General features: G+C 43.9%; 16 protein-coding genes and 1 tRNA gene. 13 read left to right on the top strand and 4 right to left on the bottom strand.

Annotated features, from left to right (window positions below):
* Positions 1-31 precede the first annotated feature (31 nt).
* The 4 genes from DYADSP32_RS01940 (at position 32) to DYADSP32_RS01925 (ending at position 3,811) form a co-directional block, all read left to right on the top strand.
* Positions 32-1,105, top strand: a complete 1,074-nt coding sequence (locus tag DYADSP32_RS01940; protein WP_149244278.1) for a M23 family metallopeptidase — start codon at positions 32-34, stop codon at positions 1,103-1,105.
* Between the two features lie 13 nt (positions 1,106-1,118).
* Complete coding sequence (gene bshB1, locus DYADSP32_RS01935; protein WP_149244279.1) at positions 1,119-1,850, top strand: bacillithiol biosynthesis deacetylase BshB1; 732 nt, start codon at positions 1,119-1,121, stop codon at positions 1,848-1,850.
* 172 nt (positions 1,851-2,022) lie between these two features.
* A complete protein-coding gene (msrB, locus tag DYADSP32_RS01930; protein WP_149244280.1) occupies positions 2,023-2,586 on the top strand; it encodes a peptide-methionine (R)-S-oxide reductase MsrB in 564 nt (187 codons plus the stop codon).
* Between the two features lie 229 nt (positions 2,587-2,815).
* Positions 2,816-3,811, top strand: a complete 996-nt coding sequence (locus DYADSP32_RS01925; RefSeq protein ID WP_149244281.1) for a 3-hydroxyacyl-CoA dehydrogenase family protein — start codon at positions 2,816-2,818, stop codon at positions 3,809-3,811.
* On the opposite strand, the gene DYADSP32_RS01920 is transcribed toward DYADSP32_RS01925, so the two are convergent.
* Complete coding sequence (locus tag DYADSP32_RS01920) at positions 3,798-5,033, bottom strand: acetylxylan esterase (RefSeq protein WP_149244282.1); 1,236 nt, start codon at positions 5,031-5,033, stop codon at positions 3,798-3,800. The genes DYADSP32_RS01925 and DYADSP32_RS01920 overlap by 14 nt on opposite strands.
* 172 nt (positions 5,034-5,205) lie before the next feature.
* On the opposite strand from DYADSP32_RS01920, the gene DYADSP32_RS01915 reads away from it, so the two are divergent.
* The 9 genes from DYADSP32_RS01915 (at position 5,206) to DYADSP32_RS01875 (ending at position 13,530) form a co-directional block, all read left to right on the top strand.
* Complete coding sequence (locus tag DYADSP32_RS01915) at positions 5,206-6,516, top strand: cytochrome ubiquinol oxidase subunit I (RefSeq protein ID WP_149244283.1); 1,311 nt, start codon at positions 5,206-5,208, stop codon at positions 6,514-6,516.
* A 57-nt stretch (positions 6,517-6,573) separates the two neighbouring features.
* Positions 6,574-7,590, top strand: coding sequence for a cytochrome d ubiquinol oxidase subunit II (locus DYADSP32_RS01910; RefSeq protein ID WP_149244284.1), 1,017 nt, complete (start codon positions 6,574-6,576; stop codon positions 7,588-7,590).
* A 236-nt stretch (positions 7,591-7,826) separates the two neighbouring features.
* Positions 7,827-7,903, top strand: a tRNA-Asp gene (locus DYADSP32_RS01905).
* Between the two features lie 205 nt (positions 7,904-8,108).
* Positions 8,109-8,549: a transposase gene (locus tag DYADSP32_RS01900; protein WP_414617436.1), complete on the top strand. Its 441-nt coding sequence runs from the start codon at positions 8,109-8,111 to the stop codon at positions 8,547-8,549.
* A gap of 130 nt (positions 8,550-8,679) precedes the next feature.
* The gene (locus DYADSP32_RS01895; RefSeq protein WP_414618145.1) at positions 8,680-9,525 is read left to right on the top strand and encodes an ISL3 family transposase; all 846 of its coding nucleotides are present in this window, start codon (positions 8,680-8,682) and stop codon (positions 9,523-9,525) included.
* A 481-nt stretch (positions 9,526-10,006) separates the two neighbouring features.
* Entirely contained in the window at positions 10,007-10,852 is an 846-nt protein-coding gene (locus DYADSP32_RS01890) for an ISL3 family transposase (protein WP_414618145.1), read from the top strand.
* Between the two features lie 176 nt (positions 10,853-11,028).
* Entirely contained in the window at positions 11,029-12,243 is a 1,215-nt protein-coding gene (locus tag DYADSP32_RS01885; protein ID WP_149244285.1) for a site-specific integrase, read from the top strand.
* 118 nt (positions 12,244-12,361) lie between these two features.
* Positions 12,362-12,868 (top strand): DUF6922 domain-containing protein, encoded by a 507-nt coding sequence (locus DYADSP32_RS01880; RefSeq protein ID WP_414617435.1) that lies wholly within the window; start codon positions 12,362-12,364, stop codon positions 12,866-12,868.
* Entirely contained in the window at positions 12,826-13,530 is a 705-nt protein-coding gene (locus tag DYADSP32_RS01875) for a nucleotidyl transferase AbiEii/AbiGii toxin family protein (protein ID WP_149244286.1), read from the top strand. The genes DYADSP32_RS01880 and DYADSP32_RS01875 overlap by 43 nt, the downstream gene beginning before the upstream one ends.
* Before the next feature lie 176 nt (positions 13,531-13,706).
* On the opposite strand, the gene DYADSP32_RS01870 is transcribed toward DYADSP32_RS01875, so the two are convergent.
* The 3 genes from DYADSP32_RS01870 to DYADSP32_RS01860 all read right to left on the bottom strand — a co-directional run bounded on the left by DYADSP32_RS01870 (position 13,707) and on the right by DYADSP32_RS01860 (position 15,580).
* The gene (locus tag DYADSP32_RS01870) at positions 13,707-14,264 is read right to left on the bottom strand and encodes an antirestriction protein ArdA (protein WP_149244287.1); all 558 of its coding nucleotides are present in this window, start codon (positions 14,262-14,264) and stop codon (positions 13,707-13,709) included.
* A 271-nt stretch (positions 14,265-14,535) separates the two neighbouring features.
* Positions 14,536-15,048 (bottom strand): IS630 family transposase, encoded by a 513-nt coding sequence (locus DYADSP32_RS01865; protein WP_149240963.1) that lies wholly within the window; start codon positions 15,046-15,048, stop codon positions 14,536-14,538.
* Between the two features lie 7 nt (positions 15,049-15,055).
* Positions 15,056-15,580: a helix-turn-helix domain-containing protein gene (locus DYADSP32_RS01860; protein ID WP_149241584.1), complete on the bottom strand. Its 525-nt coding sequence runs from the start codon at positions 15,578-15,580 to the stop codon at positions 15,056-15,058.
* Positions 15,581-15,859: the final 279 nt, after the last annotated feature.

Raw genomic sequence — 15,859 nt, 5'->3', positions numbered from 1 at the left:
CGGGACGGTAGCCTGAAATAGTATTTTTTATATGAATGTAAAGCTTATTGTAGGTTTGCTATTAATGGTGTGTTTGATCTCATTGAACGCGCAAGCACAAGAGCGAGGATTGTTCAAAAGAAACCCTAAAATAAATCAGTCAGGTAAAAATAATAATGACGCTCCTACGAAGGTAGGTACTCCACAGCCAGAGGACGAGTACCAGGTAGAAAGCTCCAATCTCAAATTCCAAAGCCAGTTCGAGCCGGTCAAACCTGTGAACCCGGTTGTAAGTGAAGATACCACCACACTGGATGAAGGCGAAACCGAGGTCGTCGAGGTGGTGGATTCCGTGTATGTGGGTGATGAATGGGTAAAAGCTGCAGAATATTACGTTATCTGGGATGCCCGCACAATCAATCCCTATGGCCTGAGCCCCCTGGAATTTGACGAACCCGTTGACCTCAAATTGTATGACCCCTCGCTCAACCGGATGTGGAGCACACCCATGGAACTAACCAGGGCTACTTCCAACTTCGGCTATCGGTGGGGAAGATGGCACAACGGAACAGACCTGGACCTCGACACCGGTGACTCGGTACGGTCCACCTATGACGGCATGGTACGTATCGTTGCATTTGATGGCAGTGGTTATGGAAAATTTGTTTTGGTACGACATTTTAACGGCCTTGAAACCCTTTACGGACACATGTCCAAACAACTTGTGGAATCGGGTCAAATGGTGAAGGCTGGTCAGGTTTTAGGACTGGGAGGAAGTACGGGTCGCAGCACAGGATCACATTTACATTACGAAAACAGATACGAGGGAAATGCGTTCGACCCAAGGAACATTTTTGACTGGGACAGCCGACAGATACGCTCAGATCATTTCATGCTTACCAGCAGCGTATGGAATCACCTACGTGGCAAATCTACCAAAAGTGAGTTTGAATCCGGTGATGCCAGTGTATCCCAAAGCAGATCGGTACTGCACAAGGTACGCTCGGGGGAGACGCTGTCTTCCATTTCCGGGAAATATGGTGTGCCCATTGCCACCATTGCAAAAAGAAACAGGATCTCCATACGCTCTACACTGCGTTTAGGACAAAAACTCAAGATCAAATAAACTTCCGACATTCATGAAACTCGATATTCTTGCCATAACCGCGCACCCCGACGATGTAGAACTATGCTGTGCAGGCACCCTGCTTGCCCAGATGGCGCTCGGTAAAAAGGTGGGAATACTGGACCTGACAAAGGGGGAGTTAGGCACCCGTGGCACGCCGGAAGGCAGGCTAAAGGAAGGCAGAGACTCCGCGAAGATCCTGAACATTGATGTCCGGGATAATGTGGGCATGTCCGATGGCTTTTTCAGAAACGATGAAACGCACCAAAAGGCAATTATACCCTATTTAAGGAAATATCAGCCAGACATTGTGATCACCAATGCAATCGACGACCGGCACCCCGACCATGGTCGCGGAGCGCAACTGGTTGCCGACAGTTGCTTCTACTCAGGTTTACGCATGATAGAAACACTGGACGAGCTTGGAAACAATCAGGAAGCCTGGCGACCCCGGCAGGTCTTTCATGCCATTCAGGACCGGTACATCAAACCGGACTTTATTGTGGACATTACAGCATTCCACGATCAGAAGATAGAAGCGATCCGCGCTTTCAAAAGTCAGTTTCACATCCCGTCTTACGTAGAAAACAGCAACGAACCTACCAGTTATATTTCCACACCCGAATTCCTTGAGTTCATCATTGCCAGGGCCCGGGAAATGGGACATGCAATCGGCGTTACGTTTGGAGAAGGATTTACCAGTTACAGAGCACTGGGCGTCCGGGATCTGTCCACGTTTGTTTAGTCACTGAAATTTCCTGATAAAGATTTTACACGAATCATACCCTTCTTAACTTCCCACTAACTTCTTAACTACCTCTAACTTCTTAATCTAAGCCGACTACTTCCTTTACTTTTTTCAAAAAAAACTTTTTGGCCACAATAAGCGTATATTGATCAACTAAAAAGAAATCCAAATGAAAGATAAACTAATCGTTCTCATGTGTGGCATGATGGGGATATTTCTCCAGAACTGCTACGGACAAACTGCGTCTGAACAAAAAAATCAGGTAAAAAGTCCGGTATATTCCCGCACGGATACCACAAAGGTGAACCAGTCAAACACGGATTGGAAAAAAATACTATCTCCAGAAGTGTATCAGGTAGCCCGGCTAAAAGGAACGGAACGCCCCTTCACCAGCGAATACGAACATTCCAAGGAAGTGGGCACCTTTTACTGTGCCGTATGCGGCAACGCGCTCTTTAAAAGTAACGCCAAATATGAAAGTGGATGTGGCTGGCCCAGCTTTTTTGAGCCGATCAGCAAAACATCGCTGGTAGAAGCGGCCGACAACTCCCTAGGCATGCGGCGCATTGAAGTGATGTGTGGTCGCTGCAAATCGCACCTTGGACACGTTTTCGACGATGGTCCTCCACCGACCGGATTACGTTATTGCATCAATGGCGTGGTACTGGACTTCGAAAAAGCAAAAACCGCAGAGAAAAAGTACAACAAGAAAAAAGTGGGAAGCGGAAGCTAAGTTTTAAGCCATGCGATCCTACCAGTGACATTTATCCAGCCTTTTCGGAAACAACACCGGAAAGGCTGTTTTTTTATTGGCCTGAATCGGCTGATTAAGCGTAAACTCTATGGCTGAGCTGTCCAGCAAGGCCTAAAATTATAAAACTACTCCAAAATGCCGGATGAACGGATTAGTAAAAAGTAAATCTTCCACCCTTTTCCCTGGAACTGCAAACTGATTTTAGAATATGCTTACTCACGAAATACCTGTTGGAATAGTTGGCCTAGGTTTAATGGGCAGTAGTATTGTGACGTGCCTGCTCATCGCAGGACATCCGGTTGTGGGCATCGCTCCAATGCCGGACGATCTACTGCATGCAAAAAATAGAATTCAGGAGCATCTCGAAAAATCAGTTCAGAATGGTCTGATCACCCATTCAGCGGACTATTACTTAACCAATCTCACCATTACCGAAGACTACGCTCTTCTTGCTCCATGCCAGCTCGTGATTGAGTGTACGATTGAGAATATTCAGGTAAAAGAAGCTGTTTTCAAAAAAATAGAAGCCGTGATTGCCCCGGACGCATTGCTTACCAGCAATACTTCCGCTATCCCCATCAGCGACCTGCAAAAACACACCCAGCACCCCGAACGCTTCCTGGGATTGCACTGGTCGGAACCTGCTCATACCAATCGCTTTCTTGAAATCATCTGCGGCGACAACACCGACATAACCAGGGGCGAATACTTATATCAACTTTCTGCTAACTGGGGAAAAGAACCCATCCTGGTCAGAAAAGACATCGCGGGCTTCATCACCAACCGCCTTATGTACGCCATGTACCGTGAAGCGATAAGCCTTGTTGAAAATGGCTATGCAACCATTGAGGACGTGGATCGGTCCTGCCGGAACAATGCAGGATATTTTATGACCTTTGTGGGCATCTTTCGCTGGATGGACCTCACAGGAGTGCCGGCATACCACAGCGTCATGAAAAATCTGCTGCCCACGCTCAACAACGGCACCGAAGTTCCCGAGCTGATTGACAAGGTCGTACGGGAAGGTGGACAAGGTGTAGCCAATAGCAATGGTTTTTATGACTATGCACCCGGCGAGGCCAGCCTGTGGCAGGAAACTTTCAAAGAATTCACCTACGAAATCCGGGATCTGGCACTTCGCTACCCTGCCAACCTGATTGAAACAAAACTTTCTGAAAAACAGAAGGATCCTACGGAAAAATAAATGCACTGGAAGCAGATACGTTACGGTGGTCTTTCACATGGAAAAACCCATATTTGAATCCTTCCTTCGGTACAGCCGTGGATAAGGTCTTTTTATTCCTGTCGATGGCTACTTTCTGTTTGAGCCAGACCCTGGACTCATTATCGGAAAGTGTGTCGTTGGAGTAATGAAATTCAGCTGACCACAGCGTTACCGGTGACACAAAGGTTGTGGAGAGCTGGCTGCCGTCATTAGCAATCTTTCCCACCCTGGTGAGTGAAGGCTTACCATTCAGTACACCTTCGGTAAAATAACGTATCTCATGGGGCTCCCATCCCCATTCGTGGCTATGCTTCATGTCGGGCAGTAGCAACACGGTCCTTTGGCTTTCGGAAACGAGATTATAGGTTTTGCTGTAAGGAATAACGTTGTAAAACTTATCCTTATTTCCGTTAACGAAGCAGAACTGCGCCTGAGCGAAGGGCAGATATACCGAGGGATCAAAATAACGCATCCATTTATTCTTATTTTCCAGGGAAAGTGCGGCCAGCGAACGCTTAAATACATCAGATTCGTCATAAAACCCGCATCCATAAACGGGTACGGCTGCCTTGAAACGATTGTCCAGTGATCCGACGATGCATGTCAGATAGCCGCCCCAGCTAATACCGGTCACACAGGTTTTGGCTGTGTTAACTTCAGGCTGATTTAGCAAAAACGAATGTGCCAGTATGGATGCCGCCACTGCCTGGTAGCTCCATACGTCCCGGAGATCAAGGCCTTCAATTTTTTCAAATTTGCTTTTGTGACCCTGGTCGGCACCAGCCTGCACAAGCTTTTTCCCGTCCTCTCCTATTCCCGATAAATCCATGGCAATGGCTGCATATCCTTCGGCGGCCCATTTTTCTACCCATTCCTTGAAAGCTGTTCCGCCTCCTCCATGAATAAGGACTATACCAGGGAATTTATTTTTGCCAGCCTGACGGCCCATCAACAGATCAGGGTTCGAATAGTAAGCAAATACCTGTGTGGAACGTCCCTCATAATCCGGTCCCTTGTAAAGTAACGTATTGACTTTGCTTTTTCGGTCAAGCCATTCCACCTCCGGTGCTTTACTCAGTTTATCTAAATCCCAAAGCAAATTTTCCAGGGGCACAGCCTTTGTATTAATTATTAGATCCCCCTTCTTCTGGCTATGCGCAGGAAGGGAAAACAGCAAGAGAATGAGGATAAAATACTTCATGAGTAAATGGAAATAACCGTAAGATAATTGTAAATAAAAAATCTGATTTCTAGTGACTTATTTGACCGCAATGATGGTTCTTTTCATAAGACCGAAGTAATTTTGAATTACTGCAATTTCCTGAAATTTGCTAATGAAGGAAAAATTTGATTTTCAACAGATCCCATATTCTATGAGTGATTTTATTGCAGCCCGATCCCAAATGGCCCTTTCTCTGGGCTTCCATATTATTTTCTCCTGTATTGGCATGGTCATGCCCTTTTTTATGGCCGTTGCGCATTATTACTGGCTCAGAACCGGCCAGCCAGTTTACAAAAACGTAACCAAAGCATGGAGTAAAGGTGTGGCCATCTTTTTCGCTACCGGTGCGGTTTCCGGCACTGTACTCTCTTTTGAACTCGGACTCCTTTGGCCCGAGTTTATGAAACACGCCGGCCCCATCTTCGGAATGCCGTTTTCGCTGGAAGGAACTGCTTTTTTTATTGAGGCCATCGCCCTTGGCTTTTTTCTGTACGGCTGGGATAAGTTCAACAAATGGTTTCACTGGTTTACCGGTGTGGTGGTGGGCGTAAGTGGTCTGGCGTCAGGAATTCTGGTGGTAGCAGCCAATGCCTGGATGAACAGCCCCTCTGGTTTCGATTTTGTAAATGGCAAATATACCAACGTGGATCCCATTGCGGCCATGTTCAACGACGCCTGGTTTTCTCAGGCTTTGCACATGACCATCGCTGCCTTTGTAGCCACCGGATTTGCAGTAGCAGGCATTCATGCGCTGATGATACTGAAAGGCAAACATGTCTTGTTTCACACCAAGTCGTTTACCATCGCAGCTGTTTTTGGCTGCGCCGCCGCATTGATCCAACCGCTAAGCGGAGACTTTTCAGCAAAAGATGTGGCCAAACGGCAACCAGCCAAACTTGCCGCCATGGAAGCACACTTTCACACAGAAAAATCGGCGTCTCTGATTGTCGGAGGAATACCCGATGTAGAGAACAAAAGAGTCGATTACGCCATCAAGCTCCCTGGTTTTCTAAGTTTTCTGGCTCATGGAGATTTTGAATCAGAAGTAACAGGCCTTGATCGCATTCCGGAGAAAAACCATCCGCCTGTGGCTATTACGCATTATGCTTTTCAAGTGATGGTGGGTATGGGTATGCTGATGATGCTGATTGCCGTTCTTTATTTTACCGCGTTGTGGAAAAGGAAAACCTGGCTTACAAGTTCATGGCTTCTGAAGCTTTTCGTCATGGCTACGCCATTGGGATTCATCGCCGTAGAAGCTGGCTGGACAGTCACCGAAGTAGGTCGACAACCCTGGATTATCAATGGCATCATGCGCACCGCCGATGCCGTAACACCCATGCCCGGCATCGTTTACTCGTTCTACATGTTCACAGCCGTGTACGCATCGCTGGCCATCATTGTAGGCTTCATGCTTTACCGACAGATTCGCATGGTTGGGGAGCTGTATGATAATGGTTAAAGGGGCCCGGTTTACGTCATTAACAATTAATCACTATCAATTAACCAATAAAACACCTTGCTTTACGTCGTCATCATATTTCTCTGGACCTCCATACTACTCTACCTGCTCCTGGGCGGAGCGGATTTCGGGGCGGGTATTATTGAATTGTTCACCTCCAAAAAGAATAGAAGTATCACACGAAAAACATTATACGCGGCAATTGGGCCCATTTGGGAAGCAAACCACATGTGGCTGATCATCGCTATTGTCATTCTTTTTGTGGGCTTTCCGGCAATCTACACCACCATGTCCATCCATCTCCATATTCCACTTACCGTAATGCTTCTCGGCATTATTGCACGAGGCACCGCTTTCACCTTCCGTCACTACGACGCCGTGAAAGATGACATGCAAAAGCTATACAACCCGATTTTCGAGTATTCCAGTTTTATCACGCCCTTATTTCTGGGCATTATTGCCGGAAGTGCAGTTTCCGGCCATATCGACCTGAATGCATCTACTTTCCTTGAAGCCTACATTTTCAGTTGGCTGCATTGGTTTGCTGTGGCAGTTGGCTTGTTCACGGTGTCCATTTGCGGATTTCTTGCCTCTGTTTATCTGATCGGAGAAACAGATAACGAGCCCGACCGAATGCGATTTGCTCACAAAGCGCAGTTTTTCAACATTGCCGCAGTCATCTGCGGGGTACTGGTATTTGTGGCCTCACTGGTCGAAAATATCCCCCTCCTCGACTGGGTATTTGGGAATTGGGTGGGTCGGATTGCCATCTCTTCTGCGACACTATCTCTAATCCTGATGTGGTATCAGCTCTATCAGGGAAAAATCAAACTGCTCAGGCCCTTGGCAGGATTTCAGGTAACAATGATCCTATTGACCACCACCTATCGTCATTTCCCCAATATCGTGATCCTCAAAAATGAAGAATATCTATCTTTAATAGAGCATAGTGGCCCTGAAAAGGCAATTTACACGCTAGGCACAGCATTATTGGTAGGCAGCCTTTTTATCCTTCCTGCCCTTTTTTATCTGATTTACAGTTTTCAAAAGCGAGATAAGATGATAGAAGACTAAGCAATTTTACTGATTGATTAATGAACCCGACTGATCAGAAAAGAAAAACACCTACAATGCAATAATTTTTTCAGACCTATTGCTACAATAAATCAACCAGTTAAGCCTGAGAGCCCTCTGGATTGCCATTTTTATCAAAATAAACATTTTTTTTATCTTCACCTTTTAGTAAGTTTGCTCCACGAAACACAAGGATTTGGATAATTTATTCAATCACCCTGTTGCTTTGAAAATCTGGTTTGGTAGTTCAGTTGGTTAGAATACATGCCTGTCACGCATGGGGTCGCGGGTTCGAGTCCCGTCCAGACCGCCAGAAAGTAAATCAAAAATAGTTAAAAGCTTGCAAATCATTAGTTTGCAAGCTTTTTTGTTTCCCGCCTTGTACGCATATCATTCAAATTTTCTCAATCCTTAGGGGATAAATTGGATCAAGCTGAAAAGTTGGGGGGAAGCTGAATTATTATTTGCTTTGCATCCTGAACCAATTTTGTTTGCATTGAACGATTCTTACCAAACACTTGTCCGTATACTTTTGGATCAAGCTGAAAAGTTGGGGGGAAGCTGAATTATTATTTGCTTTGCATCCTGAACCAATTTTGTTTGCATTGAACGATTCTTACCAAACACTTGTCCGTATACTTTTACCAGAAGGCATCCTAGAGTATTTTGAACCAACCAAAGTCGTTGAGTCCATTCCTGGATTAAACATCTACTTAGTAGAGAAGAATATTACTCCTGTTGAGTATAAAGATGAAAAGTTGGAGTCCAAGGGATTTCTTCCGGAAATCTATATTCAGGACTTTCCTATTCGTAATCAGAAAGTTACGCTCTGTATAAAACGCCGTCGTTGGGAAGTCAAGGATACAAAAGAGATAATTAGCAGAGACTGGAATGTGGTACAACAGGGAACTCGAATGACCAAAGAGTTCGCTGATTTTTTAAAAGAGTTGTATAGATAATAATCCCGTTAGCTGTTCACAACTGGGTAAATACTATCATTTAGAAGGGAAACAGCTTCAGCAGCAGTATAAAGATCATATCAGTGACTATCGCCAATGGGATCAAATAGAGCATGCAGAAGACTGGATGTTGTATGCTGAGAATACAGGTGTTCATTTAAGCATTGATGAAACTGCTCTTTCTAACGGGGAATTATACACCATCGTTACAAATAAAGCTGCCAAAGGGAGGAAAGGAGCACTTGTTGCGATGGTTAAAGGCACTCAGGCTGAAACTGTTATTGAAGTTTTAAACGGGATTCCCAAGAAGCTTCGGGACACAGTTCGTGAGGTTACCTTGGACATGGCAGCCAATATGAATATGATCGTGAAGCGCTGTTTTGTTAAGGCAGATCGGGTAATCGATCGCTTTCATGTACAAAAATTAGCATATGAAGCGGTACAGGAAATCCGGATCAAATACCGCTGGGAGGTTCTGGATAAGGAAAATGAGGCCATTAGTACAGCCAAGGCGGCGGGAGTAAGCTTTGAGCCAGAAGTTCTCGAAAACGGAGATACAGTAAAGCAGTTGTTGGCAAGAAGTAGATATCTGCTATTTAAGCACCATGACAAGTGGACCACCTCGCAAGTAAAACGGGCCAAGTTGCTGTTTGAACGTTATCCCTTAATCAAGAAAGCTTACAATATCTCTTTGGATCTGGGGACTATCTTTCGGACTTGCACTTTGAAGGAAGTAGCCTTCAAGAAGCTTGCATTGTGGTATAACATTGTGGAAGACTGCGGAATAGACTCCTTCAAAACCGTTGCCAGGTCTATTCAAACCCACTATTTAGATATCCTGAATTTTTTCAACAATAAAAGCACCAACGCATCGGCCGAATCTTTCAACGCCAAGGTTAAATCTTTCAGATCGTCATCAAGAGGTGTAAGAGACATCAAGTTCTTCCTGTTCCGGCTTTCTAAACTTTATGCATAATCGCCCCCCAACTTTTCCACTTGATCCATACTTTTACCAGAAGGCATCCTAGAGTATTTTGAACCAACCAAAGTCGTTGAGTCCATTCCTGGATTAAACATCTACTTAGTAGAGAAGAATATTACTCCTGTTGAGTATAAAGATGAAAAGTTGGAGTCCAAGGGATTTCTTCCGGAAATCTATATTCAGGACTTTCCTATTCGTAATCAGAAAGTTACGCTCTGTATAAAACGCCGTCGTTGGGAAGTCAAGGATACAAAAGAGATAATTAGCAGAGACTGGAATGTGGTACAACAGGGAACTCGAATGACCAAAGAGTTCGCTGATTTTTTAAAAGAGTTGTATAGATAATAATCCCGTTAGCTGTTCACAACTGGGTAAATACTATCATTTAGAAGGGAAACAGCTTCAGCAGCAGTATAAAGATCATATCAGTGACTATCGCCAATGGGATCAAATAGAGCATGCAGAAGACTGGATGTTGTATGCTGAGAATACAGGTGTTCATTTAAGCATTGATGAAACTGCTCTTTCTAACGGGGAATTATACACCATCGTTACAAATAAAGCTGCCAAAGGGAGGAAAGGAGCACTTGTTGCGATGGTTAAAGGCACTCAGGCTGAAACTGTTATTGAAGTTTTAAACGGGATTCCCAAGAAGCTTCGGGACACAGTTCGTGAGGTTACCTTGGACATGGCAGCCAATATGAATATGATCGTGAAGCGCTGTTTTGTTAAGGCAGATCGGGTAATCGATCGCTTTCATGTACAAAAATTAGCATATGAAGCGGTACAGGAAATCCGGATCAAATACCGCTGGGAGGTTCTGGATAAGGAAAATGAGGCCATTAGTACAGCCAAGGCGGCGGGAGTAAGCTTTGAGCCAGAAGTTCTCGAAAACGGAGATACAGTAAAGCAGTTGTTGGCAAGAAGTAGATATCTGCTATTTAAGCACCATGACAAGTGGACCACCTCGCAAGTAAAACGGGCCAAGTTGCTGTTTGAACGTTATCCCTTAATCAAGAAAGCTTACAATATCTCTTTGGATCTGGGGACTATCTTTCGGACTTGCACTTTGAAGGAAGTAGCCTTCAAGAAGCTTGCATTGTGGTATAACATTGTGGAAGACTGCGGAATAGACTCCTTCAAAACCGTTGCCAGGTCTATTCAAACCCACTATTTAGATATCCTGAATTTTTTCAACAATAAAAGCACCAACGCATCGGCCGAATCTTTCAACGCCAAGGTTAAATCTTTCAGATCGTCATCAAGAGGTGTAAGAGACATCAAGTTCTTCCTGTTCCGGCTTTCTAAACTTTATGCATAATCGCCCCCCAACTTTTCCACTTGATCCGATAAATTCGGGTACCCGGAAAGGGTTCCGACTCGGGTACCCGAATTCTCTGTAAGGGTCTATTAATCAGTAGGTTGTTTGCCAATTGAACATCTTGACTGAGCATGGAAAGAAATGTAGATTTGATAACCAATAATAAGAGAGAGCGTATGGAAACCAGATTTAGTATTCTGTTTTATGGCAAAAAGGCAAAGATGACAAAGGAAGGTCTTGTGCCTATTTATTTAAGGGTAACAATCGGTGGCGAAAGATTTGAAATCAGTACGCACAGGTATGTTCAGCCCGAAAAATGGTCAGTTGCTGCGAGCCGTGTTAAAGGAAACTCTGCCGAGGCAAGGACCATCAACACCTACCTGGACAGCCTTCTGGGTAAAGCTTATGTTTACCAGCAAGAGCTGATAAATGAAAACAAGGATGTCAACATAAAGAACTTCACGGCAAAGTGGTCCGGTGAAAAACAAAAACCGGTGATGCTGCTTGACGTATTTGACAGGCACAATGCGCAGTTAAAAGAGCTGCTTGGAAATGGATATGCGCCTGCCACACTTACCAAGTACAGAACAACACGGGAATATGCCCAACAATATATCGCGTGGAAGTATAAACTGAAAGACATCGGCCTTGTTGCGCTGGATTACGAGTTTATTTCAGAATTTGAATTCTGGCTTAAAACGCAGAAGAAATGTGCTCACAATACCACGATGAAATATCTGATCAATTTCAAGAAGGTAGTGCTCATTGGCGTTAAGAATGGGTGGATCAGTAAAGACCCATTTGCCGGTTATAAGATGACCCGTGAAAGTGTGAACCGGAGCGCACTGACTGAAAAAGAACTCGCAAAGATAGCGGGTAAAGACTTCGAAAACTTTCGTCTGAATCAGGTGCGCGATATCTTCGTTTTCTGTTGTTACACAGGCTTGGCTTATGTTGATGTAAGTAAATTGACTTCCCGGAACATCATCGATGGTTATGGCGGAGAGAAGTGGCTCACGATTGACCGTCAGAAAAACGATAGCCAGGCGAGAATTCCCCTGCTTGCACCTGCCTTAAAAATATTGAAAGCTTATAAAGATCATCCGCAATGTCAGAACACTGACAGCGTCCTACCTGTACTTTCCAATCAAAAGATGAACTCTTATCTGAAAGAAATCGGTGACCTATGCCGGATCAACACACAAATTACTTTTCATCTGGCCAGGCATACGTTCGCAACGACGGTGACCCTAACCAACGGTGTCCCCATCGAAAGCGTTTCAAAGATGCTGGGGCATAGCAGTATTAAGACTACGCAGATTTATGCGAAGATCGTCGATAAGAAGATTAGTGAGGATATGCAGATACTGCAATCCAAGCTGTTGGCCTGAGCCCTACACTCACGTGGCCGGGAACTCAAAAAAAGAAACTCCAAAGCGTGGGAGGTGTTACGTTCAAAGATTCATAGCAATAGGAAGCAACATCAGCTATTTTGGCTAAATTTACAGCATGCATGATGTACCCGAAAACAACAATAATGAGGTATTTCTGGTAAGCTGGAAAAAGCAGAAAGGACACACCGAGCTTTTTGCCAGTCTGGAAGTTTTCGTGGAGAGCTATCCTTCATACCGGCAGGAAGAGTTAGTAGAAAACTTTGCCTTTGGGAAAAACGTTTTCGAGGATGATCAGCTTTTGATCGAAAGAAAAAAGATCATCACAACTGCTAAGCCTGGGTTTCCCAGGGTCTTTTTTTGGGACTTGGATTATGACAAAATAAACTGGGAGAAGAGCTCAACTATGGTAATCCAGCGGGTACTTGAACGCGGCACACAGCAGCCACATTGGGATGAACTGATCAGATTCTACGGGAAGAACGTAATTGTCGAAGCACTTAAAGCCAAGATTTCTTTCCTTCCCGACGAAATGATTGATGATGCTTCCTTTTTTTTCAATCTTAAAAAAGAGGAGATGTTATGTTACAAACGCAAACAGTCACAGCCCAGACTCTGGCTCTGACACAAAAATTGATGGCTGATGCCCGATTGATCGATTTTATATTAGTTGGCGGAACAGCGCTTTCATTACGGATCGGTCACCGGCAGTCCATAGATATTGATCTTTTTACCGGTAAACCTTTTGATTCTACTGAGCTCGCAGTCATTCTGAAAAATGATTATAGTGCTGATTTTGTTAAGGTTTTAAGAAACGGAGTATTCTGTTCCATTGACGGTATCAAGACAGACATGATTTCCCACGTGTACCAATATGTAGAGCCATGGGAAACTATTGATGGTATAAGGTTGATGTCGCTTTTAGACATATCCGCTATGAAGCTACACGCGATCGTACAGAATGGGTCTAGGGTTAAGGACTTTGCAGACATCTATTTTCTGCTGGAAAAGATCCCGCTTTCTCGGATGTACCAGGCATATGAGGCTAAATATTATTCAAATAGCAGCGCAAAAGTTGCCAGAATGGCGTTGCAAGATTATTCCTTAGTTAATTTTGAAGAACCGATTATGTTAGTGGGTAGTGAATTTGACTGGAAGAAAACAACGGAAAGATTACGTCAGGCTATTTTCAATCCTTCAGAATTGTTTCAACCGGCAGAGTCAACAAAGCACTTGCAGCCTGAAAGGAGCAATCAATTGAAACGGAGGCGAGGACCACGAATGTAGCGGGAATTCATTACTCGATGGGGCCAGCGCCAATACGTACCCCATATGTATTCATAAGTGACATGAGAAAATACAAACTGGCGATTTATTCAAAATGAGAATCTAGAAAGTTGTTTTTGTTCGAGATGGTATTAAAAAGAGGTCTGACACCCAATGCTATCAGACCTCTTTTGGCATTACTGGTCATGGAAGATATGACCGTCGTATTCAGTATAGCCTTCCAGGAATAGATCCTTTGCATAGGCCTCATAATCAAAATACCTTTCCAGTATTTCAGGTACGCCTGAGAGCATTCCGGTATTTTCGATGTATTGGTAGGCAAACTCAATCTTCGCTTCCTTCATTACCCCTCCAAAATATCCTTGATAGCTTTCATTAAAACCTTCAAGAAGCTCATCGAAATCCATTCCGTTACCGGGCCAGGAGGCTATATTATTACAATATAACCCAAACGCCTCCGCAATATCATTGCTCATTTCAGCAATCGCTTCAAAATATTTGTAGGCGTCTTCATGCAGCCAGCTTTCCGAGATCAGAAAGTCTGGAATATATTCCCAGTCCTGGAACATCAGCTCCGGAAGGAATTCGTTTCTGTGATATTCGTAGCAGGCTTTATAGAATTCTTTCCGATCCGGATAGTCGCTCAGATCCATCCATTCGCCGAACAGCGACCCATTGTTGTACATTCCGTAAGTACCAACATAAATTTTTGGCGTGTTTTCAAGATTTTTCATTTTTGAAAGGCTTTACAGTAGCTAAGGCCCGGCTGTGTGCTCAGGGCAATCGCTGCCTTCCACTCGAAGAAAAAATGACGGGGTTCATCCCCCTGGGTGCAAGCCCATCCGGCGGTTTAAGGAGCGGCCAAAGCCGGGGTCGCCTAGCCGGGGGCGCCAAGCCCCGGTAAATAGCCGGATGACGAAGTGAAGGCTTGCAGCCGTCATTTTTTGCTTTGTAAATTTCGTTTGCACTGAGACAATATCAGGCACTCTTTAACTTACATTAAGTCTAATAATTTATTTCACAAACCTTTTTAAGTTCCGAGTTGGGTTTCAGAAAATGGGAAAACATTTTCCAGAAAGCTATTTTTCTGTCTTTTAGTGTTTTGATAAACCTATTGTGAGTTATCTTTTTTCTCATATACCACCAGGCTCTTTCTACCGCATTTAAGTCTGGACTATATGGAGGTAAAAAGAACAGTTCGAGCTTTGGGTTCTTTTCCAGCCAGGCATTTATCCTTTTTGCATGATGGTATGCAACATTATCCAAGACCATAATAATCTTAGGCGCTGTCTTGTAGGTTCGCAACACCTTTTTCAAGTGCTTCTTGAAACTATAGCTATTGCCCCTATCTGCAAAACTTACTGTAATTTGGCCTGTGCCATAATTGTAGCTACCAAAGACCGTTTGCCTTTCCCGGTTACGTTGCTTACAAACTACTTGTGGTTGAGTGCCTTTTTTTGACCAGCAATAACTCACTGTAGCTGTGTTGGACAATGAGCATTCGTCCTCATAAAGCAATGTGCTCTCAGGGTTTTCCAGAAGTTTTTTTTAAAGCCTCTTTAAATTGATCCTGCTTTACTGCATCTGTTTCAGGAAATATGCCCCTGCCTTTCTGATAAGTGAATCCCAAAGCTTTAATGATGTTGTAGATCTGGGCTTTCTTATAAGTTATTTGATAATTTTTCGCAATCCACTCTATTAGCATAGGGCCCGTCCAGCTGGCACTGTTATAACCATGATTCGTCGGTGATTCTTCTGATAATAAAATACCGATCCGATTTCTTTGAACTTCACTAAGGCGAGCAGTGCGCCCACGACCTTCTTTATCTCGTAAGCCCTCTATGCCCTCTTTTTCAAACCGATGGACCCAGTTGGTTATTTGCTTGAAGCTGGTATTGTATAAATCTTCCAGCTTTCTGCTGGGTTGACCCAACGAAACTTGATATACAGCATACAATCGAATTCCGATCGTATACCTTTCATCATCTCGAAAAAGAGCCTTAATTTCCTCGGGCTTATAATTCCCCACTTTTAATACAGGTCTGGACATGATCTTATCAGTTTGATTCAATCCAAACATACAAAATATATGTGTATTTATTTAATAGACTTTATGTAATGGACTCTGGAAAGACATAAAACAACTTATTCTAAAATTTTCTGATCATTGCTTTTAGATCGTCAGAAGGATTTCGGTAGCACTCCTTTTACGTGCATTGCTTTGGGTTACATCAATGCGCGAAGTGAGCGGAACCAAGAACATTTTATAATATCAGCTTAAATGAGCCAAAAGTTCCAAATTTATACCATAAGTTCCTTGTTAGTTACA

Origin of the sequence: Dyadobacter sp. 32 (genome assembly GCF_902506755.1) — a bacterium.
Taxonomy (GTDB): Bacteria; Bacteroidota; Bacteroidia; order Cytophagales; family Spirosomataceae; genus Dyadobacter.
The sequence above is the reverse complement of the archived record's forward strand: the minus strand, read 5'-3'. Positions and strand labels throughout refer to the sequence as shown.

Bases quoted from the DNA above. Each gene is read 5' to 3' on its own strand.
- DYADSP32_RS01915 (WP_149244283.1), top strand. From the start codon at position 5,206: ATGAGTGATTTTATTGCAGCCCGATCCCAAATGGCCCTTTCTCTGGGC.
- msrB (WP_149244280.1), top strand. From the start codon at position 2,023: ATGAAAGATAAACTAATCGTTCTCATGTGTGGCATGATGGGGATATTT.
- DYADSP32_RS01875 (WP_149244286.1), top strand. From the start codon at position 12,826: ATGTTACAAACGCAAACAGTCACAGCCCAGACTCTGGCTCTGACACAA.
- DYADSP32_RS01920 (WP_149244282.1), bottom strand. From the start codon at position 5,033: ATGAAGTATTTTATCCTCATTCTCTTGCTGTTTTCCCTTCCTGCGCAT.
- DYADSP32_RS01870 (WP_149244287.1), bottom strand. From the start codon at position 14,264: ATGAAAAATCTTGAAAACACGCCAAAAATTTATGTTGGTACTTACGGA.
- DYADSP32_RS01885 (WP_149244285.1), top strand. From the start codon at position 11,029: ATGGAAACCAGATTTAGTATTCTGTTTTATGGCAAAAAGGCAAAGATG.
- DYADSP32_RS01925 (WP_149244281.1), top strand. From the start codon at position 2,816: ATGCTTACTCACGAAATACCTGTTGGAATAGTTGGCCTAGGTTTAATG.
- DYADSP32_RS01880 (WP_414617435.1), top strand. From the start codon at position 12,362: ATGCATGATGTACCCGAAAACAACAATAATGAGGTATTTCTGGTAAGC.
- DYADSP32_RS01940 (WP_149244278.1), top strand. From the start codon at position 32: ATGAATGTAAAGCTTATTGTAGGTTTGCTATTAATGGTGTGTTTGATC.
- bshB1 (WP_149244279.1), top strand. From the start codon at position 1,119: ATGAAACTCGATATTCTTGCCATAACCGCGCACCCCGACGATGTAGAA.
- DYADSP32_RS01860 (WP_149241584.1), bottom strand. From the start codon at position 15,580: ATGTCCAGACCTGTATTAAAAGTGGGGAATTATAAGCCCGAGGAAATT.